The sequence below is a fragment of the Marinobacter sp. 3-2 genome (assembly GCF_003751355.1).
Lineage (GTDB): Bacteria > Pseudomonadota > Gammaproteobacteria > Pseudomonadales > Oleiphilaceae > Marinobacter > Marinobacter adhaerens.
This window is the reverse complement of the sequence record NZ_RJUQ01000011.1, coordinates 1,162,983-1,189,332: the sequence shown is the minus strand read 5'-3', so window position 1 is coordinate 1,189,332 and position 26,350 is coordinate 1,162,983. Positions and strand designations below refer to the sequence as shown.

Here is a 26,350-nt window from a genome sequence, read left to right as displayed (position 1 = left end):
GGCCTGAGTGACATATCAACCAAGGAATCCGATGAAGTGGGGAGTTGTTACCTCCCCATGATACCCAGAGATCAACCAGATATTCCGGATACCCGTTTTTGATAGCCTCTCTAGGCGCTGCCGCGACCATATTATCTAATAGTTTTGCGCTGAGAAGCTCCTTAGTATCATTGCTTGATTCTTCTAGTTGGTTCGATAGTTTTGCAACGTGGTTATTGACCATCGGGGATATTTTTTCTCTAAAAAAGCGTTCGATGCCGCTTGCAACAAAGTAGGTCATTATGGAGCTTATAAGAATTACCCAGCCTATCCACTTAGCCTCTACCAAATGATCATTTATGAAGGTCGAAAGCCAAGATTCTTCGTCTAAACCTATCCCATCCACAACGAATTCGTGAATAGATGCTGAGTTGTAGCCAAGTAGTAGCAAACCTATTGCCGATATGAGAAGAACTGTTGTGTGCAGAGATGGGGTTACTCTCCTCAAGGTCGTCCCTGCCGTAGATGAAAATCCATTCCAGTCCATAAAAGCTCCCTAAAACTGAAGATATTCTGTAAGCCCTAATTTTTATACTCGTTGTCCTAAATGAGTCTTTAACGTCGCCTAAATGTTGATATTCATTCCTTGGGTTATGCGATCAGTGGTTATCACTTCTTAGGTTTCCATTTGCTTGAAACCGCCACCACACACTAAAACGGCCAGCCCTTCTGTTCTTGCAATACGTCTCATAGCAAACGACGGTAGTCGATTTTTAATCACATAGAACCACAGTGAGCCACAGATGAAAATCAAAGACTTCGAGCGACTGGACATCAACACCGGCGAAATCGGCAAAGGGGACCTTTTTATCGGCCCTGAAGGCCAGCAAGTGAACCTGAAAAACGTACAACGTCCTCTGGGCCGGCACCGACACCGTGCGCCAACTCTCTCAGGGACGCTTGAAACCGGGAATCCTGGCCGACATCGCCACCGAATTTGACACCGGCTACGACGCTATCCTCGCCATCAAAAAGATCCCGTTACGCCTTCAGTCCGGCCGACGCGATGGCTTCAAGTACATCCTGCAAAACCGCGAATACACTTAACTATACTGCTTCAGAATTTCTACGCCAAAGCCGACACCCTGGGTACGCACGTCAAATTTGAAACCTCCCCCCAGATGGCTCTATGAACGCTCCAGCCAGCAAATCCACGACGAGCTTGCGGAGTGGAGTATGTACTTCCTCACTAATTTTGCTTAATGCAATTCTTATGCAGTTTTATTAGGCTGCAGGGCAGACCTATGTTGACTTTGGGTTGACACTAACGTCGATAACGACGACGTACGCCAATCTCGCTCCGAACCACCTAAGCCAAGCTTTTCGAATCAGAGCGAAAGCACCCTTCATTGATTAAGCTGGTCTTCTATCAGCTCTTCAATTGCCTTGGCAATTTTGGCTCTATTCTCTCTTACTATTCTGGTGAACCGGTCGATATCACCCCCGGCTTCAAGTTCACTTCGCATCCGGCCCATGAGTGTTGCCATCTGTTCGTAAGAAGTTTCTGATTTTTCAATGAACCACTTGATGTAGTGTGCGTTATCTCTCATCTGATCCAGCGCTGTGGCTTCAAGCCTTTTTTGTTCTTGTTGGTAGTTGTCTTTCCAATAATCTGCGTTGTTTTGCACCCACTCTTCTCTGATTGGCTTTCCTCCCTTCTGTGCCTGGGCTTCAGTCAATATGCTTAAAAACCGAAGCCATTCCTGTTTTGCGGTTTGGCAGTTTTCACGATATCCGGCCAGGAGATCCAATTTCTGTTGCGATGGGCGAGCGACCTTTATTCCCTCAACCCATAAAAGGCCGATCTCTGTTGAGAGGTTGCCGGCTAATTCAGCTGTCTCTGTGTCAGCAACTATCTGAACTTTGCAGGTTGCGGCATTCATCCTTTCGAGCACATCGGAACCATCGAACTGACTTAATGGGATGTTGGAAAGGCGTGAAAGAAGCGTATTCATTGACGCTAACGCTTCGCTAATCTCAAAATAAATCTGCCTTCTAAGCTCGTATTTTCTTTGCTTAAGATTTTCTTCTGATTCAGCTTGCGTTCTGATTTGCAGTTGCTGCCTGTTGTTTCGATTGGATAAGAAGACGCCAGCAAGCGTTAGCAGTGAGGCAAAAGCGGCCGCCCAAAATCCGGTTGGTATGGCAGAAATAATAGAGCATCCGGTATGAAGAACTCCTGGTTCTGAAAGGAAAGCGCAGGATGGTTCCGGAGTGGTTGACATGTGGTTGACACTTCCTTGTTTGGTTTTCTGCTAGGCAAAAAAAAGCCCCTGAAATCAGGGGCTTTCTCTTGGTTGTTTGGTGGAGACGGCGGGAATTGAACCCGCGTCCGCCAGTACTCAGCCTTGAGGTCTACATGTTTAGCGTCTCTCTATTAATTTAAGTTCAAGCGACCCGAGAGCCAGGGTGCAAGAACCGAGTTCTTTAAATCTTAGCCGTTAACCAGTGAACTCTGGGTAACGGAGCATCCCGTAAGCGATGACGTCCTGAGATGTTGCTTCCGGGCTACGGGCGACCCGGTCAGGACGACTAGCAGCTTACGCTGCTAGTGCGTAGTTTTCGTCGTTTGCGACTATTGCGTTGCAGCTTTGGATTAACGAGATTGGCTGCCATCTCGACATGCACTCAAGGGTTCGCCACCGGCGTCGAAGCCATGTCGTCCCCTTACAATCAGTATATGTGTCCGGTTTGCCGGACTTCAAGGTTTCTTTGTTGCAGTTTTGTGCTTTCGGGGCTGTAGATGTACCTAGAACCCTAGCTGGCCTTGCGCTCAATGGCGCCATGTCGGCCTGCGAGGGCCGCATGGCTCAGGGCCTCGAAGCTTTCCCGGAAGTAGCCCATCACGGCGTCCGGATCCGCGTGAATCGCCTTGTCCACCGTGATGCCGAATTGCACGGTGCCGGCATAACTGAGAATACTCATGCCGATACCGATGCTGCCGCTCTGGGGAACCCAGAACATGGGCTGGGTCAGCTTGCTGCCCGCCAGATACAGGGGCTCTTTCGGGCCGGGCACGTTGGTCAGTACCGCCGAGGCCTTGTTGCTGAGCAGATCCAAGGCCCTTCGTTCAATAACATCGGGTCCGCGCCCGAAGATATCAAGCAGGCTGTAGGTAACCTGGGCCTGATAGGACCGCTTGAGCCGGTTCATGTTTTCCTGCACCTGGCGGAAGCACATGAGCGGGTCTCTCACTTCCACCGGCAGGGTAACAAGTACGAGCCCAAACTTGTTGCCCAGGGTTTCGATGGGCTGATCAAGAGGGCGCAGGTTGAACGGCACGGCAACCCGAATGCCGCATTCGGGGATGGTTTCCTTGTGGGCGGCAAAATGTCTCTGCAAAGCGCCGGTGACGGTGCAAAGGAGGGCATCGTTGATGGTGCCCCCCAGAGCCTTGGCACAGGCCTTTACCTCGGCAAGGTCGAGGGGATCGGCCCAGGCCACTTGCTTGCGCCCGGATAACGGCTCTTTCAGTCCGGTTTTGGGTTCGCCGGGAGCCAGACCAAGTTTCAGGAGGTCAAGGGCGACACCGCTGGCGGTGGTGGCCAATTTTAACGGGTAGTTGGGCTCCTCGCGCACGGACTGGATAAACAGTCTGGCCTGGTTGGTGGCGGTCTGCGCGCTGTCCACGGCACGGTGCAGGAAGTTCTGGATGGCCGATTTCCTGCCGGGTTTGGAGCGACGCTTGCGGGCGACTTTGCCCAGCCTGGGTTCCGGCGTTTTGTCGGTGAGTGACAGCATTACACGAACCAGAGAGATGCCATCGGCGATGCAGTGGTGAATGCGGATGAGTAGCGCGCCGCCGTCGCCGTAATTGTCGATGTAGTGCATTTGCCAGAGCGGTTGCCGGAAATCCAGCGACGTGCTGTTCATGTCACTGACCAGCTTTTGGAGCTCTGCCTTATCGGCCTTGCCCGGCAGGGCGATGCGGTGCAGGTGATTGTCCAGGTCGAACAGGGGATCGTCCTGCCAGTACGCCCGGTCGCCAGTGTCTATGACCCGTTGCCGGAACCGGTTGAAGCAGAGAAACCGCTCCTCAAGCGTGTGCCTGAGGCGGTTCATCGATACAGGTCGTTCCAGTGTCCATACCCCGCAGATCATCATGGGGTTCTGGGGCGAGTCCATGCGTAGCCACGCGCGGTCTACAGCGGACATTGGTATCTGTTTGGGTGACATAAGCGGCTCCCTTTGCCATGCACCGGAGTTCCCGAGTATAGGCCCGATGGAATTCTGAACAAAGAGAGTGAGTATGCGACATACCCGTTCACGCCGGCCATGACCGGCGTCAGGTATTTGTTAATTGGTGGCGGGCAGGATCAAACGTTGGTTTCGCGCAGGATGCGTTGCTTCTGGCGGTTCCAGTCGCGTTCTTTCTCGGTAGCACGTTTGTCGAACAGCTTCTTGCCTTTTACCAGCGCGATTTCGCATTTGACCTTGTTGTTTTTCCAGTACAGCGCCAGCGGAATGCAGGTGTAGCCGGCCTGGTTGACCTTGCCCACGATCTTGGCAATTTCCTTGGCGTGGAGCAGGAGCTTGCGCGTGCGCGTCGGGTCTGCGATCACGTGGGTGGACGCCGCAATCAAAGGGGTAATGTGAGAGCCGAGCAACCAGGCTTCGCCGTCCTTCAGCAGCACATAGGCGTCCACCAGCTGGGCCTTGCCCGCACGCAGGGACTTCACTTCCCAGCCCAACAGGGCGAGACCCGCTTCAAAGCGTTCCTCAATGTGATACTCGTGCTTCGCCTTCTTGTTCAGCGCAATGGTATTGCTCGGCGTTCCGGGTTTTTTCTTGCTCATGAATCAATGAATCCGGGGTCGGACGAATGAACGGGCCGGCGTTGCTGCAGCCGGAAAAAGGCGCATTGTAGCCCAACAGTGGCGGACCGGTCACGAATTCGGCATTGTGGCGGTGTCCGGTTCGTGCGCGACGGGATCCTTCAGCTACAATACTGGCCCAGACTTTCTCCCCGACCTGTTGAGTGGCCTCAGGGACGCGAATGCCTACGCCGTATCAGACACATATCGGGTCCTTTACCCGAAAATCAACCTTCTTCTGGGCTGCGGTGGGCGCTACCGTGGGTCTTGCCAACCTGTGGCAGTTCCCTTATCTGGCCAGTCTGCATGGTGGTGGTCTCTTCATCCTGCTTTACCTCGCCTGTCTACTGCTGGTGACCCTGCCACTGATGGTGACTGAAGCGGCTGTTGGTCGGTATTCCCGCCACGGCATTGTGCTGGCCATGGACGGGCTGATCCGCAGTGCCAGGCAGTCTCGGGCCTGGATGGCGGTTGGCCGGCTCAGCATACTGGCCGCCTTTCTGGTGCTTTCTTTTACGGCAGTCTTCGGATCCATTGCTCTGGCTTACGTGTTCTTCGGCGCACTTGGCCGTTTCTCCGGCGCCGGTGAGGCAGAGGCAACCGGGATTCTGGCGGAGCTGGTGTCCGACCCCAGGCAGTACCGGGTATTCATGGGCTGGCATATCTTCTTTCTGCTACTGGTGCTCTGGGTCTCGGCGCAGGGTGTAGTGAGAGGGCTGGAAAGGGCCCTGAGGGTGGTTGTGCCTGGCGCCCTGGTGCTGATGCTCGTGCTATTCGCACTGGCTGCCTGGCATGGTCGCATCGACGGGGCCATCAACCACATTCTGGCCATGCATCCGGAGGACCTTTCCTGGGAAAGCCTGAAAGCCGCATTGTTTCATGCCTTTTTTACGCTCGGGCTAGGTATGGGTGTCTGGGCGATACTGGGCTCGTACACCACGCCCCAGACCCGTCTGAAGCGTTCGATTCTGGCGGTGGTGCTGATGGATACCCTGGTGGCGATTCTGGCTGGCCTGATGATCTTCGCGATCGCAACAGATGGCAACAGCTTTGACGGTGAACGGGGCTTCAGCCTGCTCTTTGTTTCCATGCCGGTCACGCTGGCCCAGTTGCCCGCGAGCCAGTTCGTGATCGCCGCTGTTTTTCTGCTGGTGGTGCTGATTGTCTGGACCACATCCCTGAATCTGCTGGAGCCCATCGTGGGCTGGTTCCGTGAGTGGACCGGGGCGCCCAGGGCACTGTCGGTGCTGCTGATTGGTCTGTCGGTGTGGCTGGCGGGGCTCGCGTCTCTGCTGTCGTTTAATGTCTGGGCCGAGGAGCGGATGGGCGGCGCCACCATGTTCCGCTGGCTGGAGCTGATCACCGGTGGCCTGTTGATTCCGCTCGTGGCCATCTTGATTGCGCTGTTTACCGGCTGGTGCCTGACCCGACACCTTTCGGGTACCATGCTCGGCGCAACGCCAAAACTGTTCGCCGGCATCTGGTTCTGGGTGATGCGCCTGGTGCTGCCCCTCGTGGTTGCCTGGATAGGGATCCAGTACACAGCCTTTTCACTGGCTAACCTGTGCAGCAACGGCAATGTTGCAGCCTGGTGCGATCAGCCTGCTGCCATGGTCTCGGACGACGGGGAGGTGCCAGCGAGAGATCGGCCTTTTGCCGCTACGCCGGCCGAGCCGGAGGAGAAAGCCGCCCAGGACGAGAAGACAGCGCCCGCGTCAGACCAGAAGGCGACGGGAGTGGAGGAAAAGGGTGGTAAGTCAGGCGAAAAAGCCCCAAAACAGGACGATATCCTTTATGATAGCGTGTGATTGAGGCTGTCTTCCTTTCCAGAAGTCTGCAACCTTTTCACAGCGTGTTTGCAAGCAGGACAACCGGTTCCAATGCCCCATCAGATTGATAAAACAGCTTTGGTTATGCACTCCGCCGAGCGCATGTTTCACCTGGTGAATGACATCGCCCGTTACCCGGAGTTTCTCCCCTGGTGCGCTGGCGCGGAGATTCATGAGCGGCAGCCCGAGCAGGTGACAGCGTCGCTTGAAATTGCCAAGGGTGGGGTGCGGCATACGCTCACGACCCGGAATCAGCTTCTCATGCCGGAGGCGATCGAGATGAACCTGGTGGATGGCCCTTTTCGCAACCTGACTGGTCGATGGCATTTCAAATCCCTGGATGAAAACGCCTGCAAGGTGATCCTGACCCTGGAGTTCGAATTCTCCGGATCGCTTTCAAGGATGACCTTCGGGCCGGTATTCAGTCAGGCGGCCAATACGATGGTGGATGCCTTTTGCCGGCGCGCTGATGAGCTTTACCGGAAGGAGGGTGCATGATTCAGGTGGAAGTGGCCTATGCCCGGCCTGACCGGCAGGAAATTGTGCCGGTAAATGTTCCCGAGGGCACAACTGCCCTGGAAGCGGCCAAGCTGTCTGGGATCAGCGATATTTTTCCGGAGATCGATACGGATACGATTGATATGGGCGTGTTCGGCAAGGTGATCAAGGACCCGGCCGCCCATGAACTGCGTGAAGGTGACCGAGTGGAACTGTATCGCCCGCTGAAGATCGATCCGAAGCAGGCGCGACTGAATCGGGCGAAAAAGAAAGATCAGGCTCAGTAGGCCGGCGTTTCTTCCAGCAGTTGTGCCTCGTAATAGGCGTACTGGTCTTCTTCGTAGTACACGATGATTCGCTGTTCTTGGATGTCCCCGCCTTCTCTCTGGAAGGTGTACACGTAGTATTCGCGGGAGGGGTCAACCGGGTTGAGCATGAGCGGTGTTCCCATCACGGCGTGCACCTGGCTGCGTGGCATGCCCTCGGTCAGTTGCGTCAGCTCCTCATCGGTAACGATGTTTCCCTGCTGGACGTTGATTTTGTAGACGCCCGGGAAAACGCAACCGGATAGAACGAAAGTGAGAATGAGAGCTGTGAGCTTTTGCATCGCCGGGGGAAATCCTCTATCTTGAAATCGCCTGCCAGAGGCAGGTGTGACACGGGTTAACCGTTCAATGGCGGCTTCATCATACCGGAAGCCGTGAGGCACACCAAAGAGTGAATAGTAACATGTCATCCGAAAACGCCGAATTACGAAAAGTCGGTCTGAAAGTGACTCTGCCGCGGGTCAAAATCTTCAACATTCTGGAGACCGCGGAGGAGCATCACCTCAGTGCCGAAGATGTATACAAGAAGCTTCTGGAGCAAGGCGATGACGTGGGGCTGGCAACAGTCTACCGGGTGCTGACGCAGTTTGAAGCAGCAGGGCTGGTACTGCGCCATAATTTTGAGGGCGGCCATGCCGTGTTCGAGATGGCTGGCGACGACCACCACGACCATATGGTGTGCACCCAGACGGGTGAGGTAGTCGAGTTTGTCGACGAGGTCATTGAAGAGCGACAAAAGAAGATTGCCGAAGAGCACGGTTACGAAATCGTCGACCACAGCCTGATTCTGTACGTAAAGCCGATCAAGTCCTGAGCCTGGCTCGGGTCGTTGGCTGAAGGAACGAAAAAAGGGGCGGGTTTATGGCCCGCCCCAACAGCTCTCAGGATCGAGAGGGGTAGTGGATAGTTGCTCGCGGCTCAGTGATGGGTTGCCTGCCCCTTTGAAAACATTTCCCTGGCATGAGCGATCGTATGTTCGGTCATGTCCACGCCTCCCAGCATTCTCGCCACTTCACTGATTCTGCCCTGATCGTCCAGCGTCTCGATTTTCGAGAAGGTGGCATCCTGCTCGGTGAACTTGCTGACAAACAGGTGCTGATGACACTGGGCCGCCACTTGCGGCAGGTGGGTGACGCAGAGCACCTGTCCGTTGCCGCCAAGAGTCCGTAACAGTCGGCCAACCACCTCGGCCGTGCCGCCGCCTATGCCGACATCCACTTCATCGAACACCAGTGTGGGTGTGGTTGATGTCTGGGCAACCACCACCTGAATGGCAAGGCTGATCCGCGACAGTTCGCCGCCGGAGGCTACTTTGGCCAGTGGCCGCGCAGGCTGCCCCGGGTTGGCGCTGACCAGGAATTCAATCTCTTCCAGTCCGTGGGGCGCCGGCTCCCCACCGTTACTGCGGTTCAGGTGAGTAATGAACTGCATGTTGGGCATGCTTAACTGGGTGAGCTCCGCTGCGACCCGCTGATCCAGTTCGTCGGCGGCCCTGGCACGGGCCTCTGACAGCTCCGCGGCCAGCTCATCGAAGCGTCCGCGCTGGCTGTCCAGCTCTGCGGCCAGCTGCTCCAGGCTGCCCTCGCCACCGTCCAGCTCGGCCAGCTCGGCACTCAGGCGCTGATGCAGTTCCGGTAATTCTTCCGGTGTGATCCGGTGTTTGCGGGCCATCTGGTAGATGGCGCTCAGCCGTTCTTCCACTTCCGCCAGTCGAGCTGGGTCGGCCTCGTAGTCCTCGACGAAATGGCGAAGGTTGTCGCCGGCCTCACTGATCTGGATCTGGGCTTCGTTCAGCATCTGGATCGTGTCCGCCAGTGCAGGAACGTCCACCGGAAGCTGCTCCAGCTGCTGTAACGCCTGGCGCACCAGATCTACTGCGCTGGTTTCATCTTCGGTGCAAAGCAGGGCGGCCTGATGGCTGTTGTGCAGAACCGTATCCGCCTGGCTGAGCTGCGCCTGTTCCTGTTCCAGGTTTTCCTGCTCGCCCGCTTCCAGTGCAAGACGATCCAGTTCTTCCACTTGATATCGCAAAAGCTGGAGTTTGGCCTCTGCTTCATCGGCATTCTGCTGGCGTTCGGTCAGCCGCTGGCGGATCTGGTTCCAGGATTTCCAGGCTTCCCGTGTTTCAGCGGCCAGGGTCTCAACGCCGGCGAACTCGTCCACCAGCTTGCGGTGGGTTTCCTTGCGCAAAAGAGACTGGTGCTGATGCTGGCTGTGAATATCCATTAGCACACCGCCCAGTTCCTTGAGGTGGTTCAGGGGGCAGGGTTGGCCATTGATGTAGGCGCGGGAGCGGCCATCCTTGCTGATGACCCGGCGCAGGATGCAATCGTTGTCGTCATCCAGCTCGTGTTCTGCCAACCATTCGGTTGCCTCGGGAATTCCGGATACGTCGAAGGTCGCTGTGATGTCGGCGCGTTTGGCGCCATGCCGGACGGCGCCGGCATCGGCTCTGCCACCCATGGCCAGGCCGAGGGCGTCCAGAACGATGGATTTTCCGGCGCCGGTCTCGCCGGTCAATGCGGTCATGCCCTTGCTGAACTGGAGTTCCACCCTTTCAGCGATGGCGTAATTGGAAACCGTAAGTTGAGTCAGCATGCAGATAACCTCCGCGTTGTTCCTGAAACCGGCAAAACACTGTGGATGTATACAGTGACTGTGAATATATACAGGGTTTTTGTGGTTTGCAAACCTGAGGGAGGTATTTTCTTCAGGATTGCAGGCTTTGGTGGTTGAAACCTGGAGAGCGGGCCCCATATCCGTTCGCAACGACATTTTCCGGCTCGAGGCGGCCGGAGCCCATGTTTAACCGGCCACTGACAGCGGGCCGCTTTAGATGAAGCAGGAGTAGCCATGAGCACTGACGAGAACCGCAACGAGCACGAGGAACTGAACGAAGCCCTCGAGGCTGCGAAAGAGGAGGCCCAGGCCGCTGAAGGCGAAGCCGGCGACAACGAAACCTCCGAAGTGGAAGCGCTCCAGGCTCAGGTTCAGGAATTCCAGGAGCAGATGCTGCGCTCCCAGGCGGAAATGCAGAACGTGCGCCGTCGGGCCGAGATCGACGTTGAGAAGGCGCACAAGTTTGCCCTGGAAAAGTTCGTCAAGGAGCTGCTGCCGGTAGCTGACAGCCTCGAGAAGGCGGTCGAGAGCACCGAGGGGCACGATGAGTCCGGCGAACTGGTTGCCTCAATTCGTGAAGGCGTGGAAATGACCCTGAGTCTTTTCATGTCCAGCCTGAAGAAATTCAACGTTGAGCAGATCAACCCGGTGGGCGAACCGTTCGATCCCCAGCATCACGAGGCCATGTCCATGGTGCCTGCGCCGGATGCCGAGCCGAACAGCGTGGTAGCCGTGGTGCAGAAAGGGTATCTGCTGAATGGTCGTGTTGTGCGGCCGGCCATGGTGGTGGTCGCGAAAGCGGAAGATGCACCAAAAATTGATGAGCAGGCTTGAAAAGCCGATTAAAGCGCCAATATAGCCAGTAAATAGCGAAAGCGGAGGCAAATGGCCTCCTGGAAAGCATTCAGAAGAATTGGAGTGACTCAATGAGCAAGATTATCGGTATCGACCTGGGAACGACCAACTCTTGTGTAGCCATCATGGATGGCGACAAGGTGAAGGTAATCGAGAACGCCGAGGGTGATCGCACCACCCCGTCCATCATCGCATACACCGATGATGGTGAGACCCTGGTTGGCCAGTCAGCCAAGCGCCAGGCGGTTACCAACCCGAACAACACCCTGTACGCCATCAAGCGTCTGATCGGTCGTCGTTTTGAAGACGATGTGGTCCAGAAAGACATCAAGATGGTGCCCTACAAGATTGCCAAGGCAGACAACGGTGATGCCTGGGTTGAAGTGAAGGGCGAGAAAATGGCACCGCCGCAGGTGTCTGCAGAAGTTCTCAAGAAGATGAAGAAGACTGCAGAAGACTACCTGGGCGAAAAAGTGACCGAAGCCGTCATCACTGTTCCGGCCTACTTCAACGACAGCCAGCGTCAGGCTACCAAAGATGCAGGCAAGATCGCCGGTCTGGAAGTGAAGCGGATCATCAACGAGCCGACCGCAGCAGCCCTGGCTTATGGCCTGGACAAGAAGAGCGGCGATCGTACCGTGGCGGTATATGACCTGGGCGGTGGTACCTTTGACCTGTCCATCATCGAAATTGCCGATGTTGACGGTGAGCACCAGTTCGAGGTTCTGGCCACCAACGGTGACACCTTCCTCGGTGGTGAAGACTTCGACCTGAAGATCATCGAGTACCTGGCAGACCAGTTCAAGAAAGACAGCGGTATCGACCTGCGCGGCGATTCCCTGGCGATGCAGCGTTTGAAGGAAGCGGGCGAGAAAGCCAAGATAGAGCTTTCCAGCAGCCAGCAGACCGACGTTAACCTGCCGTACATCACCGCAGACGCGTCTGGTCCCAAGCACATGAACGTGAAACTGACCCGTGCCAAGCTGGAATCTCTGGTAGAAGACCTGGTTCAGCGCAGCCTCGAGCCGTGTAAAGTGGCGCTGCAGGATGCAGGCATGAAGGCAGGCGAAGTCGACGAGGTTATCCTGGTCGGCGGTCAGACCCGCATGCCGCTGGTGCAGGAAAAAGTGAAAGAGTTCTTCGGCAAAGAAGCTCGCAAGGACGTTAACCCGGACGAAGCTGTGGCGATGGGTGCTGCTATCCAGGCGGCCGTTCTCTCCGGTGATGTGAAAGACGTTCTGCTTCTGGACGTAACCCCGCTGACCCTGGGTATTGAAACCATGGGCGGTGTGGCAACTCCGCTGATCGACAAGAACACCACGATTCCGACCAAGAAGTCGCAGACGTTCTCCACAGCGGACGACAACCAGACCGCGGTAACCATCCATGTGGTTCAGGGTGAGCGTAAGCAGGCTGCCCAGAACAAATCGCTGGGCCGTTTCGATCTGGCTGATATTCCGCCGGCAGCGCGTGGTGTGCCGCAGATTGAAGTTACCTTCGATATCGACGCCAACGGTATCCTGAACGTGTCTGCCAAAGACAAGGCGACCGGTAAAGAGCAGTCGATCGTGATCAAGGCCTCTTCCGGTCTGAACGATGACGAGATCGAGAAGATGGTTCAGGACGCCGAGGCCAACGCCGAGGAAGATCGCAAGTTCGAAGAGCTTGTCCAGGTTCGCAACCAGGGCGACGCGATGGTTCACGCCGTTCGCAAGACATTGAACGAAGCCGGTGACAAGGTCAGCGACAGCGAGAAAGAGTCCATTGAAGCGTCCATCAAGGAGCTTGAAACCGCTCTGGAAGGTTCCGACAAGGAAGACATCGAAGCCAAGACTCAGAAGCTGACCGAGGTCTCTTCCGAGCTGGCCCAGAAGATGTATGCAGATCAGGCGGATCAGACCCAGCAGGCCGGTGGGCAGGAAGAAGCCCAAGGCCAGAAGTCTGACGATGCTGTCGACGCTGAGTTCGAAGAAGTCAAAGACGACGACAAGCGATAAATCTGACGTACATCAGGTAGTTGGAAAACGCGGGGAGATCCCCGCGTTTTCCGCGTTTAAAAACAGGGTTTTAAAAGCATGGCCAAGCGCGATTATTACGAGATTCTCGGGATTTCCCGGGACGCGGACGAGAAGGAAATCAAGCGAGCCTACCGAAAGCTCGCCATGAAGTACCACCCCGACCGTAACCCGGACGACACCGAAGCCGAGAACAAGTTCAAGGAGGCCAGCGAAGCCTACGAAGTACTGGCAGAGCCGTCCAAGCGGGCTGCCTACGACCAGTTCGGCCACGCCGGCGTTGACGGCCAGGCCGGAGGCGGCGGATTCGGAGGCGGCGGTGCCAGCTTCTCGGATATCTTCGGCGATGTGTTCGGCGACATCTTTGGTGGCGGCGGTCGTGGTCGCAACACCCGGGGTGCGGACCTGCGCTACACCCTGGAGCTGGATCTGGAAGAGGCCGTGAAAGGCAAGACGGTCCAGATCAAGATCCCGGGGCATCGCGAATGTGAAGTATGCGACGGCAGCGGCGCCGAGAAAGGCTCCCGCCCGGAAACCTGCAGTACCTGTAAGGGTATGGGGCAGGTGCGCATGCAGCAGGGCTTCTTTACCGTACAGCAGGCCTGTCCGACCTGTCGGGGCTCCGGCCAGATCATCAAGAACCCCTGTAAGGCCTGTCACGGTCAGGGCAGGGTTCAGGAAGAGAAAACACTGTCGGTCAAGGTGCCGCCTGGCGTAGACACCGGTGACCGCATTCGCCTTTCCGGTGAAGGCGAGATGGGCGTCGATGGTGGTCCTCCCGGAGATCTGTATGTGCAGATAGCTGTGCGGGAACATTCCATCTTCACTCGCGATGGCCGCAACCTCTATTGCGAAGTTCCCATCAGCATCGTCGATGCCTCCCTGGGTGGAGAGCTCGAGGTGCCGACACTGGATGGCCGGGTGAAACTGAAGATTCCACCGGAAACCCAGACCGGCAAGCTGTTCCGCCTGCGTAACAAGGGTGTCAGTCCGGTTCGTGGCGGTCCTGCTGGTGACTTGCTGTGCCGTGTGATCGTGGAAACGCCGGTGAATCTGACCAAGCGCCAGAAAGAGCTGCTGGAAGAGTTCCAGAAAACTCTGGATGCCAGTAACGGCACAGAGCACGGCCCGAAGAAGACCTCCTGGTTTGAAGGCGTGAAAAGCTTCTTCGACGAAATGAAATTCTGATCGGCGCGACAAGAAGGAACGCGAGCATGAGGGTAGCAATCATCGGCGCCGCCGGGCGCATGGGAAAAGTCCTGATTGAAGCCGTTGACGGCACTGAGGGTCTCGAGCTGGGTGCCGCCGTGGTCGAGCCCGGCAGTAGTCTGATCGGCGCCGATGCCGGCGAAATGACCGGGATCGGCAAAACCGGCGTCAAAATGGCCGGCAGCCTGGCTGATGTGAAGGATGATTTCGATGTGCTTGTCGACTTCACCTTCCCGGACCTGACTCTGGAAAACGCCGAGTTCTGCAAGGCCAACGGCAAGATGCTCGTGATCGGCACTACCGGCATGTCCGACGCCGAAAAGCAGCAACTGGCTCTGGCCGCCGAGTCCACGCCCGTAGTGTTTGCGCCCAACATGAGCGTGGGCGTTAACGTCGTCCTCAACCTGCTGCGCACCGCCGCCGCAACCCTGGGTGACGACTACGACGTGGAGATTATCGAAGCCCATCACCGCCACAAGAAAGACGCGCCCTCGGGAACGGCCCTGCGCATGGGTGAAGTTGTTGCCGATGCCCTCGGTCGTGACCTGAAAGAGTGTGCCGTCTATGGTCGTGAGGGCTTCACCGGCGAGCGAACCCGCAAGGAAATCGGTTTCGAAACAATTCGGGCGGGTGATGTGGTCGGTGATCACACCGTTTTGTTCGCCACCGAGGGTGAGCGTATCGAGGTGACCCACAAGGCCAGCAGCCGGATGACCTTTGCCAAGGGTGCCATGCGGGCCGCTTTATGGCTGAAGGATAAGTCGGCCGGGCTTTATGATATGCAGGACGTGCTGGACCTCAAGTGAGGCCATTTCTCGTGGACACAAAGCGCCATATTTTTTACAATAAGGCGGTTTGACTGCACCAAGCGTACCTTTGCACAAAGATTCTGAAAAAGCGGGACCGAGTTAAGACTCCGTCTCGCTTTTTTGCAACCTGAATTTGCGCTTGCGTTCCTGTTCGTGACGAACCGATACGCCACTCGATGAGGATACAAGCCTTGAGCACACCAGCAATCCTTGCACTCGCAGACGGAAGCCTGTTCTACGGCACAGCCATCGGCGCTGACGGAGAAACCAGCGGCGAAGTGGTGTTCAACACCGCCATGACCGGCTACCAGGAAATCCTGACCGACCCGTCCTACTCCCGCCAGATCGTGACCCTGACTTACCCGCATATCGGTAACACCGGTGTGAACGAAGAAGACGTCGAGTCAGACCGCATCCAGGCCGCCGGCCTGATTATCCGCGATCTGCCTCTGCTGGCCAGCAGCTGGCGTAGCAAGGGAACTCTGGACGATTACCTGCGAAGCAACAACATTGTTGGGATCGCCGACATTGATACCCGCCGTCTGACCCGCATCCTCCGGGACAAAGGCTCCCAGAACGGTGCCATCGTTGCCGGTGAAAACGCCACTGCCGAGCGGGCTCTGGAACTGGCAAAAGCCTTCCCGGGCCTCAAGGGTATGGATCTGGCAAAAGAGGTTACCTCCGACAAGATCTGGTCCTGGAAAGAGACGGAGTGGACCCTCGAAGAGGGTTACGGTGAGCGTGAGGAATCACGGTTCAAGGTGGTTGCCTGGGATTATGGCGTCAAGCTGAACATCCTTCGCATGCTCGCGTCCCGCGGCTGCGACATCACCGTGGTGCCGGCGCAGACTCCGGCCTCCGAGGTTCTGGCAATGAACCCGGACGGTGTGTTCCTGTCCAATGGCCCCGGGGACCCCGAGCCCTGTGATTACGCCATCACCGCCATCAAGGAAGTGCTGGAAACCGAGATTCCGGTGTTTGGTATCTGCCTGGGTCACCAGTTGCTGGCCCTGGCCAGCGGTGCCAAGACCATGAAGATGGGGCATGGCCACCACGGAGCCAACCATCCGGTTCAGGATATCGCCACCGGCACCGTGATGATCACTAGCCAGAACCACGGGTTTGCCGTGGATGAGGCAACTCTGCCGGCCAATGTCGAGGCGACTCACAAGTCCCTGTTTGACGGCACCCTGCAGGGCATTCGCCGGACCGACAAGCCGGCCTACAGCTTCCAAGGCCACCCGGAAGCCAGCCCCGGCCCCCATGATGTGGCCCCGCTGTTTGACGAGTTTATCCGCCTGATGGAGGTGCGATCGGCCTGAGACCGATCGCCACGGAAAACTCACGGGCGCCGCGTGTTGCGCTGCCAGAATTCAAAAGTTGCTGACAGGTTTACCAAGACATGCCAAAACGTACCGACATCCAAAGCATCCTGATCCTGGGCGCCGGCCCCATCGTGATCGGGCAGGCGTGCGAGTTTGATTACTCCGGAGCCCAGGCCTGCAAGGCGCTGCGCGAAGAGGGTTACCGGGTTATTCTGGTTAACTCCAATCCGGCAACCATCATGACCGACCCGGTCATGGCCGATGCCACCTACATCGAGCCGATCACCTGGAAGACCGTCGAGAAGATCATCGAGAAAGAGCAGCCGGATGCGCTGTTGCCCACCATGGGCGGCCAGACCGCGCTGAACTGCGCCCTGGACCTCGAGCGCCACGGCATTCTGGAAAAGCACGGCGTGGAAATGATCGGCGCCAACGCTGACACCATTGATAAAGCCGAAGACCGGGACCGCTTCGACAAGGCCATGAAGAAGATCGGCCTCGAGTGTCCGCGGGCCACGATTGCCCACTCGATGGAAGAAGCCTGGAAAGTGGCTGACGACATCGGCTTCCCGTGCATCATCCGCCCGTCTTTCACCATGGGCGGCTCCGGCGGCGGTATTGCCTACAACCGCGACGAGTTCGAGGAAATCTGTACCCGCGGCCTGGACCTGTCCCCGACCAACGAACTGCTGATCGACGAATCCCTGATCGGCTGGAAAGAGTACGAGATGGAAGTTGTCCGGGATAAAAACGACAACTGCATCATCGTCTGCGCCATCGAGAACTTCGACGCCATGGGCGTGCACACCGGTGACTCCATCACCGTGGCCCCGGCCCAGACCCTCACCGACAAGGAATACCAGATCATGCGGAACGCCTCTCTGGCAGTCCTGCGTGAGATCGGTGTGGAAACCGGCGGCTCCAACGTGCAGTTCGGGATGAATCCGGACACCGGCCGGATGGTCGTCATCGAGATGAACCCCAGGGTGTCCCGCTCCTCGGCGCTGGCCTCCAAGGCCACCGGCTTCCCGATCGCCAAGGTCGCGGCCAAGCTGGCGGTAGGCTACACCCTGGATGAGCTGCGCAACGAAATTACCGGTGGCGTCACCCCGGCCTCGTTCGAGCCGTCCATCGACTACGTGGTCACCAAGATCCCCCGGTTCACCTTCGAGAAATTCCCCCAGGCCGACGCCCGCCTGACCACCCAGATGAAATCCGTGGGTGAGGTCATGGCCATTGGCCGAACCTTCCAGGAATCCCTGCAGAAAGCCCTGCGCGGCCTGGAAGTGGGCTCCGAAGGCTTTGACGAGAAACTCGAAGACCTGGATTCCGAGAATTCCCGGGAAACCCTGACCCGCGAACTGAACGTGCCCGGTGCCGACCGCATCTGGTACATCGGCGACGCTTTCCGGGCTGGCATGACGGTTGAGGACCTGCACGAGCATACCCACGTGGATCCCTGGTACCTGGTGCAGATCGAGGACCTGATCAAGGAAGAGCAGGCGCTGAAGAGTGCCGGCAAGGCCGACATTGACCAGGCCACCCTGTTCCGTCTCAAGCGCAAGGGCTTCTCCGATGCCCGCCTGGCGAAACTGCTGGGCATCTCCGAGGTGAGCCTGCGCAAGCTGCGCCACGATCTGGATATCCGCCCGGTGTACAAGCGCGTGGATACCTGTGCCGCCGAATTTGCCTCCGACACCGCCTATATGTACTCCACCTATGAGGAAGAGTGCGAGTCGGACGCCAGCGACCGCGAGAAGATCGTGGTGATCGGTGGTGGCCCCAACCGGATCGGTCAGGGCATCGAGTTCGATTACTGCTGTGTGCACGCGGCCCTGGCCATGCGTGAAGACGGCTACGAAACCATCATGATCAACTGCAACCCGGAGACCGTGTCCACCGACTACGACACCTCCGACCGGTTGTACTTCGAGCCGATTACGCTGGAAGACGTGCTGGAAATCATTCACGTCGAGAAGCCCAAGGGCGTGATTGTCCAGTACGGCGGCCAGACCCCGCTGAAACTGGCCCGTGGCCTGGAAGCGGCCGGTGTGCCGATCATCGGCACCAGCCCGGACGCCATTGACCGTGCCGAGGACCGGGAACGGTTCCAGCAGATGATCACCCGCCTGGGCCTGAAGCAGCCGGAAAACGCTACCGTGCGCAGTCACGAGGAAGGCATCCTGGCGGCCCGGGAGATCGGCTACCCGCTGGTGGTGCGTCCGTCTTACGTGCTGGGCGGTCGTGCCATGGAAATCGTCTACGACGAGGAAGAACTGGTTCGCTACATGCGCAATGCGGTGCTGGTCTCGAACGACAGCCCGGTGCTGCTCGACCACTTCCTGAACGCCGCCATCGAGGTGGACATCGACGCCATCTCCGACGGTAAAGACGTAGTGATTGGTGGCATCATGCAGCACATTGAGCAGGCCGGCGTTCACTCCGGTGACTCCGCCTGTTCGCTGCCGCCGTACACCCTGTCCCAGCAGGTTCAGGACGAAATGCGCGATGCCGTCAAGAAGATGGCCATCGAGCTGGATGTGGTCGGCCTGATGAACGTGCAGCTGGCCTGGCAGGACGGCGAGATCTACGTGATCGAGGTAAACCCGCGGGCCTCGCGTACCGTGCCGTTCGTGTCCAAGGCCATCGGTGTATCCCTGGCCAAGGTGGCGGCCCGGGTGATGGCTGGCAAGACCCTCAAAGAGCTGGAGTTCACCCAGGAAATCATCCCCAGCTATTATGCGGTGAAAGAGTCGGTGTTCCCGTTCAACAAATTCCCGGCGGTGGATCCGATCCTCGGGCCGGAAATGAAATCGACCGGTGAGGTCATGGGCCTCGGCGACAGCTTCGACGAAGCCTTCGCCAAAGCCGCGTTGGCTGTTGGTGAGCGTCTGCCGGCCAAGGGCACTGCGTTCATGTCTGTGCGGGATGTTGACAAGCCCGGCGCCGCAAAAGTGGCCCGGGATCTGGTCGACGCCGGCTTCAAGCTTGTGGCTACCACCGGCACCGCCAAGGCCCTGAAAGAGGCCGGAATCGAGGTTGATCGGGTGAACAAGGTCCGTGAAGGCCGTCCGCATATTGTGGACGCCATCAAGAACGGACAGGTTCAGCTGATCATCAATACCACTGAAGGTCGCAAGGCCATTTCCGACTCGGCCCAGATCCGCCAGTCGGCGTTGCAGACCAAGGTAACCTACACAACAACACTGGCGGGCGGCGAAGCCTTCTGCCGGGCCATCAAGTTCGGCCCGGAGCGCACTGTACGCCGCCTCCAGGATCTTCACGCAGGAAAGTGAGACTATGGCTGACAGAGTACCGATGACAAAGGCGGGCGAGACCCGCCTCCGCGAGGAGCTTCAGAAGCTGAAGTCCGAGGATCGTCCCCGGGTTATTGCGGCGATTGCCGATGCCCGGGAGCACGGCGACCTGAAAGAGAACGCTGAATATCATGCTGCCCGCGAGCAGCAGAGCTTTATTGAAGGCCGTATCCAGGAAATCGAGGGCAAGCTTTCAGCCGCTCAGGTAATCGATGTGACCACCATCGAGAATACCGGCAAGGTGATCTTCGGCACCACGGTACACCTGCTTAACATGGATACGGACGAACAGGTGATCTACAAGATCGTTGGTGAGGATGAGGCGGATATCAAGGCAGGCAAGCTGTCGATTTCCTCACCGATTGCGCGGGCGCTGGTAGGCAAGAGCGAGGGCGATGTAGTCGCCATTCGCGTGCCTTCCGGTACCGTGGAATACGAGATTGAGCAGGTCGAGTACATCTGATCTCGTCTGAGCTGAACGAAAAAAGCCGGCTGGGGTTTTCCCGAGCCGGCTTTTTTGTTTCTGGGTTCCGGGCGGATCAGTGTTTGTGGCGCAACAGGTTGGAGAGCTTGGGATTCGGCTTTTTGGCCCGGCGCAGTATGACGGCGATCTTGCCGATGGTCTGGACGAGCTCGGCGCCAGAGGATTCGCACAGCGCGGTGATCGCCTCGTGCCGGGTTTCCCGGTCCTGGCTCGCCACCTTGATCTTGATCAGCTCATGATCATTCAGTGCGCGCTCGAGTTCTTCCTGCAGTCCCTCGGAAAGGCCTTTGTCGCCAACAATGATGACGGGCTTGAGGTTGTGGGCAATCGCCCGGTATTCCCGGCGCTGTTCCGGTGAAAGACTCATGATGTAATCTCTTTATTGGTGCAATTAACAAAAGGTCAGCGGCGGAAAGGCTGACTTGAACGTATAATCGTCGAATTGTAACAGATCGTTCCGCTGTAAGAATGGCCGTTAACACGTATCGACGTGGGGGCAGCAAGCAGAAGGAACCAACCCGGGTGGCAAGGGTCAAAAGGTTCGCGGAAATGGGGGCGTATTGAGGGTTGCTGTTGTAATTTCAGATATGGCGCCCAATATGAAGGTTAAGGCGACTTTTCATTAAAAAACTGTGTGCTGCGTGTGGCCGATACGGATGGGCCGTTTCTGGTGGACGGGCGTACAATTGGTGTAAGGTGTCAGAAAAGGGTGCTTTGCGAAAGGTTAACCCTACAATTCACAGGTGATGATCCTTGAACGATATGGCAAAAAATCTGGTTCTCTGGCTAATTATAGCCGCCGTGCTGCTGATGGTGTTTCAGAACTTTTCTCCCACCACCACCGGCCAACAAGTCAACTATTCCCAGTTTGTGGAGATGGTCCAGGAAGGCCAGGTCCGTCAGGTCACAATCGATGGGTTGCAGGTTCAGGGTACCCGTGGTGACGGCTCCCAGTTCCAGACAATCCGTCCTCAGGTGTCTGACAACAAGCTGATGGACGATCTGCTCGCGAACAACGTTGAGGTTATCGGTAAGGAGCCTGAGCGCCAGAGCCTGTGGACACAGCTTCTGGTAGCCGCGTTTCCGATACTGATCATCATCGCACTGTTTGTGTTCTTCATGCGCCAGATGCAGGGCGGCGGTGGCGGCAAAGGCCCCATGTCGTTTGGCAAGAGTAAAGCGCGTCTGATGAGCGAAGACCAGATCAAGACCACCTTCGCGGACGTGGCCGGTGTTGATGAAGCCAAGGAAGATGTTAAGGAACTGGTGGATTTCCTGCGGGATCCCAGCAAATTCCAGCGTCTTGGCGGCAGCATCCCCAAGGGTGTCCTGATGGTTGGTCAGCCGGGTACGGGTAAAACCCTGCTCGCCAAGGCTATTGCCGGCGAAGCCAAGGTGCCCTTCTTCTCCATCTCCGGTTCTGACTTTGTCGAAATGTTCGTGGGCGTGGGTGCTTCCCGGGTTCGTGACATGTTCGAGCAGGCCAAGAAGCAAAGTCCCTGCATTATCTTCATCGACGAGATCGATGCTGTTGGTCGCCACCGTGGCGCCGGCATGGGTGGCGGTCACGACGAGCGTGAACAGACCCTCAACCAGCTGCTCGTTGAGATGGACGGGTTTGAGGGTAATGAAGGCGTTATCGTAATTGCCGCTACTAACCGTCCCGACGTTCTCGACCCGGCACTGTTGCGCCCGGGCCGTTTCGACCGTCAGGTTGTTGTTGGCCTGCCGGACATCATTGGTCGTGAGCAGATCCTCAAGGTGCACATGAAGAAAGTGCCCCTGGCGGATGGCGTAGAGCCGGTTCTGATTGCTCGTGGCACGCCCGGATTCTCCGGTGCGGACCTCGCAAACCTGGTCAACGAGGCGGCGCTCTTCGCGGCCCGTCGCAACCAGCGTCTAGTGTCCATGGAAGAGTTCGAGCTTGCCAAAGACAAGATCATGATGGGCGCCGAGCGCAAGTCCATGGTGATGAGCGAGAAAGAAAAGCGGAATACGGCTTACCACGAGTCTGGCCACGCTATTGTGGGTCGTCTGATGCCGGAGCACGATCCGGTGTACAAGGTGAGCATCATTCCGCGCGGCCGCGCTCTGGGTGTCACCATGTTCCTCCCCGAGGAAGACAAGTACAGCCATAGCAAGCGCTTCCTGATCAGCTCGATCTGCAGTCTGTTCGGTGGTCGCATCGCGGAAGAACTGACGCTGGGCTTTGATGGTGTCACAACCGGTGCTTCCAACGATATCGAGCGCGCGACCAGTCTGGCACGCAACATGGTGACCCGTTGGGGCCTGTCCGAGAAGCTTGGTCCTCTGCAGTACGATACGGATAGTGAAGAGCCGTTCCTCGGTCGTTCTGCAGGTCAGTCCCAGACGGTGTACTCACCGGAGACGGCCCAGCGCATCGATGAGGAAGTTCGCAACATCATCGACAGCTGCTACGAAAAAGCCAAGCAGATTCTGGTCGATAACCGGGACAAGCTCGACATGATGGCTGACGCGTTGATGAAGTACGAAACCATCGACCGTCACCAGATTGATGACATCATGGAAGGCCGCACACCTCGCCCGCCGAAAGGTTGGGGAGACAGTGGTCCCGCTGGTGGCGTCAAGGCCGACGAGCCTGAGACGGCGCCGGAGCCAAAGGCTTCCGATGACGGTCGTCATCCCGGCGTTGGCCGGCCGGCCGGAGAACACTGACGGCTAGCAGCTTTTGGTTATAAAAAGAGTGTAGTTCCCTGCGCCGCCCGGATTCCGGGCGGCGTTTGTTTTTGTCATTGTGAAAAAAGGTTTGCCATGAAAATGAATTTTGCCGGGCGGGAACTGGATATGTCCCGCTGCCACGTGATGGGCGTTCTGAATGTAACACCGGATTCGTTTTCCGATGGTGGCCAATATAACCGGCCGGATGCGGCTCTCGTCCGGGCCAGGCAGATGGTTGCCGATGGCGCCACGTTTATCGACATCGGTGGCGAATCCACGCGCCCGGGTGCCACGCCCGTGTCGTTGCAGGAAGAGCTGGACCGGGTCTGTCCGGTGGTTGAGGCCGCAGCCCGGGAGCTCGACGCGGTTATCTCGGTAGACACCAGTGCGCCGGAAGTGATGGCTGAAACGGCAAAACTCGGGGCCGGCCTGATCAATGATGTGCGGGCACTGCAACGTGACGGTGCTCCGGAAGTGGCTGCAAAAGCGGGCATACCGGTTTGCATCATGCACATCCAGGGGGAGCCGGATACCATGCAGGATCGCCCCGAGTACCGGAATGTGCGTCGGGAAGTCAGTGCTTTTCTGACCGAGCGCATCCGCGTTGCAGAGCAGGCCGGAATTCGCCCTGAAAACATCCTGCTGGATCCAGGCTTCGGTTTCGGGAAAAGCCTTGAGCACAACCTGCAGTTGCTGGCCTCCCTTGAGCAGATGCATATCCTGGGGCATCCCCTGCTGGTTGGCGTTTCCAGGAAGTCCATGTTGGGCCATATCACTGGCCGTGAGGTGAATGAAAGGTTGCCTGCGAGCCTTGCGGCCGCGACAATAGCGGCCATGAAGGGTGCCAGTATTATTCGTGTGCACGATGTCAGGGAAACAGTGGACGCTATCCGTGTGGTGGCGGCAGTGAAGGAGGCAGGTTAATGTCCGAGAGAAAGTACTTTGGTACGGACGGTATTCGCGGGCACGTGGGTGAATTTCCGATAACGCCGGAGTTCATGCTGAAACTTGGATGGGCTGCGGGCCAGGCCTTCAAGCGCGATGGTCAGCGCAACAGCGTACTGATCGGCAAGGATACCCGCCTGTCCGGTTACATGTTTGAGTCGGCCCTCGAGGCTGGCCTTGCGGCGGCGGGTGTGGATGTAAAGCTGCTCGGTCCGATGCCAACGCCGGCAATCGCTTACCTGACTCGCACTTTCCGCGCTTCGGCCGGCATCGTGATCAGCGCCTCCCACAATCCCCACCATGACAACGGCATCAAGTTCTTCTCAGCGGCCGGCACCAAGCTGGACGATGCTCTTGAAGCCGAGATTGAGCGCTGGCTGGACAAGCCCATTGAGGTTTGTGGTCCGACTGAGCTTGGCAAGGCGTCCCGCGTTGACGACGCACCGGGCCGGTATGTGGAATTCTGCAAGAGCACTGTGCCCAATGAGTTCACGCTCGACGGCATGAATATCATATTGGACTGTGCCCATGGCGCCACCTATCACGTGGCGCCCAAGGTATTTCGGGAGCTTGGGGCCAAGGTTTCGGTTATCGGTGGCGATCCCGATGGGCTCAATATCAATCTTAACGTCGGCTCCACTCATCTGCAGGCGCTCAAGGCAGCAGTGATCGAAAAAAACGCTGATCTGGGGATCGCCTTCGATGGGGATGGCGATCGGGTTCTGATGGTGGATCGGGACGGATCCGAGGTGGACGGCGATGAGCTGCTCTACGTCATCGCGTCCCAACGCTTTGCCGAGGATCGCCTGAAAGGCGGTGTGGTCGGTACGCTGATGACCAATCTGGGTGTCGAGCTTGCTTTGAATGAAATCGGAATCGAGTTCGAGCGTGCAAAAGTCGGCGACCGATACGTGATGGAGCGGCTGCTCGCCAACAACTGGGTGCTCGGTGGCGAAGGCTCCGGTCACATGGTTATCCGCGACTGCACCAGTACCGGTGATGGTATTGTTTCGGCGCTGCAGGTCCTTCTTTCAGTATGGAAGTCCGGGAAAACCCTTGCGGATCTGCGGAAGGGGATGAGCAAGCTCCCCCAGAAAATGATCAACGTTCGGGTGGCGCAGCGTTTCGATCCGTTCAGTCGTGATGATATCGTAGCTGCGGTGCGCAAGGCCGAAACCGAGCTGGGCAGTTCCGGCAGGATTCTGTTGAGGGCTTCTGGCACAGAGCCTCTGATCCGTGTGATGGCGGAGGGGCAGGATGCCAGCGAGATTCTTCGGGTAGTCGAGGAACTGGCAAAAGTTGTGGAGAAATCCACCGCTTAATTTTGTGTTTTCAGGCGGTTGTCTGCCGGGAGGGAGTACTGTATAGTTCGCCCTCCCTAACGTTCGGGAACTGTTATGCGTCGGAAGATTGTAGCCGGAAACTGGAAAATGAACGGGTCGAAAGACCTGGCACAAACGCTGGTAAGCGATGTGCGATCCCAGGCGGCCTCTCTTGATAATGGCGTTGAGGTTGTTATCATTCCTCCCGCTATTTACGTCCCGGACGTGGTTGCCAGCGCAGGCGATGTGCTGTCGGTCGGTGTTCAGAACGTGGCGCAATGGGCGTCCGGAGCCTACACCGGTGAGATTTCTGCGGGCATGGCGTTGGATCAGGGCTGTCAATACGCCTTGGTCGGTCATTCCGAACGTCGCCAGCTCTTCGCTGAGACAGACGCTGCAGTGGCCGAAAAAGTCGGTCGCATTCTCGCTTCCGGGCTCCAGGCCATGGTTTGTGTTGGTGAAACCCTGGAAGAGCGTGAGGCTGGTAAGGCCGAGACCGTTGTTGCCGCCCAGGTAAAGGCCGGCCTTGCGACGGTCGCAAGCGAGCAGTGGCAGCGTGTAGTGGTTGCCTATGAGCCTGTCTGGGCGATCGGAACAGGTAAAACCGCTACGGCACAGGACGCGCAGGCAATGCATGCGTCGATTCGGCAGGTGCTTTCAGAGATGGGCGCGCCGGCCAATGAGATTTCCCTCCTTTACGGGGGCAGTGTAAAAGCGGATAATGCAGCCGCTCTTTTTGCCGAGCCGGATATTGACGGCGGTTTGATCGGCGGAGCGTCGCTCAAAGCAGAAGATTTTGTAAGTATTTGCCGGAGTGTTCCGGCGGGTACCTGAATTTAAAGGTTCGCGAGAGTCGTTATGGATTGGGTAGAAACGCTGGTAGTCGTTGTGCACGTGGTGATCGCGGTGGCGCTGGTGGGTCTGGTGCTGATCCAGCAGGGCAAAGGCGCAGATGCCGGCGCTGCCTTTGGTGGTGGTGCATCGCAGACTGTGTTTGGTAGTCAGGGTAGCGGTAGCTTTCTCACCCGCTTCACGACTCTGCTCGCAGTGGTATTTTTTGTAACAAGTTTCTCGCTGGCGATTTTTGCCAAGCAGCGTGCCGAAGTGGCAGGCGAAGCCGGTATTCCTGTTGTTCAGGAATCCAGCAGCGCAGCCCCTGCTGATACCGCTGCTGACAATGGCGAAGCCGCAGCCAGCGAAGCCGAGGGTGGGGAGTCTGATCTCCCTGAACTCGAGTAAGAATG

24 protein-coding genes and 1 other RNA gene are annotated in these 26,350 nt (G+C 57.5%); 17 read left to right on the top strand and 8 right to left on the bottom strand.

Annotated elements, in window-relative coordinates:
* Positions 1 to 526 (bottom strand): hypothetical protein (locus EDB94_RS20595; protein ID WP_146162196.1); only part of this gene is annotated, 526 nt, incomplete at its 3' end.
* Positions 527 to 782: 256 nt separating this feature from the next.
* Here EDB94_RS20595 and EDB94_RS20865 point away from each other — a divergent pair.
* The gene (locus EDB94_RS20865; RefSeq protein WP_260312527.1) at positions 783 to 980 is read left to right on the top strand and encodes a hypothetical protein; all 198 of its coding nucleotides are present in this window, start codon (positions 783 to 785) and stop codon (positions 978 to 980) included.
* A 405-nt stretch (positions 981 to 1,385) separates the two neighbouring features.
* Here the strand turns inward: EDB94_RS20865 and EDB94_RS07390 are convergent, their stop codons facing one another.
* From EDB94_RS07390 to smpB, 4 genes are all read right to left on the bottom strand, one after another.
* Positions 1,386 to 2,264: a hypothetical protein gene (locus tag EDB94_RS07390; RefSeq protein WP_108017909.1), complete on the bottom strand. Its 879-nt coding sequence runs from the start codon at positions 2,262 to 2,264 to the stop codon at positions 1,386 to 1,388.
* Between the two features lie 77 nt (positions 2,265 to 2,341).
* Positions 2,342 to 2,706: a transfer-messenger RNA gene (ssrA, locus tag EDB94_RS07385) on the bottom strand.
* Between the two features lie 90 nt (positions 2,707 to 2,796).
* On the bottom strand, positions 2,797 to 4,215 hold the full coding sequence (locus tag EDB94_RS07380) for a wax ester/triacylglycerol synthase family O-acyltransferase (RefSeq protein ID WP_108017908.1): 1,419 nt from the start codon (positions 4,213 to 4,215) through the stop codon (positions 2,797 to 2,799).
* A gap of 140 nt (positions 4,216 to 4,355) precedes the next feature.
* The gene (gene smpB / locus EDB94_RS07375; RefSeq protein ID WP_108017907.1) at positions 4,356 to 4,835 is read right to left on the bottom strand and encodes an SsrA-binding protein SmpB; all 480 of its coding nucleotides are present in this window, start codon (positions 4,833 to 4,835) and stop codon (positions 4,356 to 4,358) included.
* A 200-nt stretch (positions 4,836 to 5,035) separates the two neighbouring features.
* Between smpB and EDB94_RS07370 the strand changes: the two genes are divergently transcribed.
* The 3 genes from EDB94_RS07370 (at position 5,036) to EDB94_RS07360 (ending at position 7,467) form a co-directional block, all read left to right on the top strand.
* Entirely contained in the window at positions 5,036 to 6,661 is a 1,626-nt protein-coding gene (locus EDB94_RS07370; protein WP_108017906.1) for a sodium-dependent transporter, read from the top strand.
* A gap of 72 nt (positions 6,662 to 6,733) precedes the next feature.
* Entirely contained in the window at positions 6,734 to 7,180 is a 447-nt protein-coding gene (locus EDB94_RS07365; protein WP_008171509.1) for a type II toxin-antitoxin system RatA family toxin, read from the top strand.
* Complete coding sequence (locus EDB94_RS07360) at positions 7,177 to 7,467, top strand: RnfH family protein (RefSeq protein ID WP_181259012.1); 291 nt, start codon at positions 7,177 to 7,179, stop codon at positions 7,465 to 7,467. The genes EDB94_RS07365 and EDB94_RS07360 overlap by 4 nt, the downstream gene beginning before the upstream one ends.
* On the opposite strand, the gene EDB94_RS07355 is transcribed toward EDB94_RS07360, so the two are convergent.
* Entirely contained in the window at positions 7,461 to 7,787 is a 327-nt protein-coding gene (locus EDB94_RS07355) for an outer membrane protein assembly factor BamE (RefSeq protein ID WP_008171511.1), read from the bottom strand. The two genes, EDB94_RS07360 and EDB94_RS07355, sit on opposite strands and share 7 nt — an antisense overlap.
* 122 nt (positions 7,788 to 7,909) lie before the next feature.
* Between EDB94_RS07355 and fur the strand changes: the two genes are divergently transcribed.
* Positions 7,910 to 8,320, top strand: coding sequence for a ferric iron uptake transcriptional regulator (fur, locus tag EDB94_RS07350; protein WP_008171512.1), 411 nt, complete (start codon positions 7,910 to 7,912; stop codon positions 8,318 to 8,320).
* A gap of 104 nt (positions 8,321 to 8,424) precedes the next feature.
* On the opposite strand, the gene recN is transcribed toward fur, so the two are convergent.
* Positions 8,425 to 10,104, bottom strand: coding sequence for a DNA repair protein RecN (gene recN, locus EDB94_RS07345; RefSeq protein WP_108017957.1), 1,680 nt, complete (start codon positions 10,102 to 10,104; stop codon positions 8,425 to 8,427).
* A gap of 255 nt (positions 10,105 to 10,359) precedes the next feature.
* On the opposite strand from recN, the gene grpE reads away from it, so the two are divergent.
* From grpE to greA, 7 genes are all read left to right on the top strand, one after another.
* Complete coding sequence (gene grpE, locus EDB94_RS07340; RefSeq protein WP_062786371.1) at positions 10,360 to 10,959, top strand: nucleotide exchange factor GrpE; 600 nt, start codon at positions 10,360 to 10,362, stop codon at positions 10,957 to 10,959.
* 92 nt (positions 10,960 to 11,051) lie between these two features.
* A complete protein-coding gene (gene dnaK, locus EDB94_RS07335; protein WP_014578301.1) occupies positions 11,052 to 12,977 on the top strand; it encodes a molecular chaperone DnaK in 1,926 nt (641 codons plus the stop codon).
* Positions 12,978 to 13,055: 78 nt separating this feature from the next.
* Positions 13,056 to 14,183, top strand: a complete 1,128-nt coding sequence (dnaJ, locus tag EDB94_RS07330; protein WP_014578300.1) for a molecular chaperone DnaJ — start codon at positions 13,056 to 13,058, stop codon at positions 14,181 to 14,183.
* Between the two features lie 26 nt (positions 14,184 to 14,209).
* On the top strand, positions 14,210 to 15,010 hold the full coding sequence (gene dapB / locus EDB94_RS07325) for a 4-hydroxy-tetrahydrodipicolinate reductase (RefSeq protein ID WP_108017905.1): 801 nt from the start codon (positions 14,210 to 14,212) through the stop codon (positions 15,008 to 15,010).
* 194 nt (positions 15,011 to 15,204) lie between these two features.
* On the top strand, positions 15,205 to 16,335 hold the full coding sequence (gene carA, locus EDB94_RS07320; RefSeq protein WP_108017904.1) for a glutamine-hydrolyzing carbamoyl-phosphate synthase small subunit: 1,131 nt from the start codon (positions 15,205 to 15,207) through the stop codon (positions 16,333 to 16,335).
* A gap of 80 nt (positions 16,336 to 16,415) precedes the next feature.
* A complete protein-coding gene (gene carB / locus EDB94_RS07315; RefSeq protein ID WP_108017903.1) occupies positions 16,416 to 19,634 on the top strand; it encodes a carbamoyl-phosphate synthase large subunit in 3,219 nt (1,072 codons plus the stop codon).
* A gap of 4 nt (positions 19,635 to 19,638) precedes the next feature.
* Positions 19,639 to 20,118, top strand: a complete 480-nt coding sequence (greA, locus tag EDB94_RS07310) for a transcription elongation factor GreA (RefSeq protein WP_075267597.1) — start codon at positions 19,639 to 19,641, stop codon at positions 20,116 to 20,118.
* Positions 20,119 to 20,194: 76 nt separating this feature from the next.
* Here greA and yhbY read toward each other — a convergent pair whose 3' ends face one another.
* Positions 20,195 to 20,506, bottom strand: coding sequence for a ribosome assembly RNA-binding protein YhbY (yhbY, locus tag EDB94_RS07305; protein ID WP_008171523.1), 312 nt, complete (start codon positions 20,504 to 20,506; stop codon positions 20,195 to 20,197).
* Positions 20,507 to 20,892: 386 nt separating this feature from the next.
* On the opposite strand from yhbY, the gene ftsH reads away from it, so the two are divergent.
* The 5 genes from ftsH (at position 20,893) to secG (ending at position 26,345) form a co-directional block, all read left to right on the top strand.
* Complete coding sequence (gene ftsH / locus EDB94_RS07300; protein WP_169702170.1) at positions 20,893 to 22,836, top strand: ATP-dependent zinc metalloprotease FtsH; 1,944 nt, start codon at positions 20,893 to 20,895, stop codon at positions 22,834 to 22,836.
* Between the two features lie 96 nt (positions 22,837 to 22,932).
* On the top strand, positions 22,933 to 23,763 hold the full coding sequence (folP, locus tag EDB94_RS07295) for a dihydropteroate synthase (RefSeq protein ID WP_008171527.1): 831 nt from the start codon (positions 22,933 to 22,935) through the stop codon (positions 23,761 to 23,763).
* Positions 23,763 to 25,106, top strand: coding sequence for a phosphoglucosamine mutase (glmM, locus tag EDB94_RS07290; RefSeq protein WP_108017902.1), 1,344 nt, complete (start codon positions 23,763 to 23,765; stop codon positions 25,104 to 25,106). The genes folP and glmM overlap by 1 nt, the downstream gene beginning before the upstream one ends.
* 75 nt (positions 25,107 to 25,181) lie before the next feature.
* Entirely contained in the window at positions 25,182 to 25,940 is a 759-nt protein-coding gene (gene tpiA / locus EDB94_RS07285) for a triose-phosphate isomerase (protein ID WP_108017901.1), read from the top strand.
* Positions 25,941 to 25,964: 24 nt separating this feature from the next.
* Positions 25,965 to 26,345, top strand: a complete 381-nt coding sequence (secG, locus tag EDB94_RS07280) for a preprotein translocase subunit SecG (protein WP_008171532.1) — start codon at positions 25,965 to 25,967, stop codon at positions 26,343 to 26,345.
* Positions 26,346 to 26,350 lie beyond the last annotated feature (5 nt).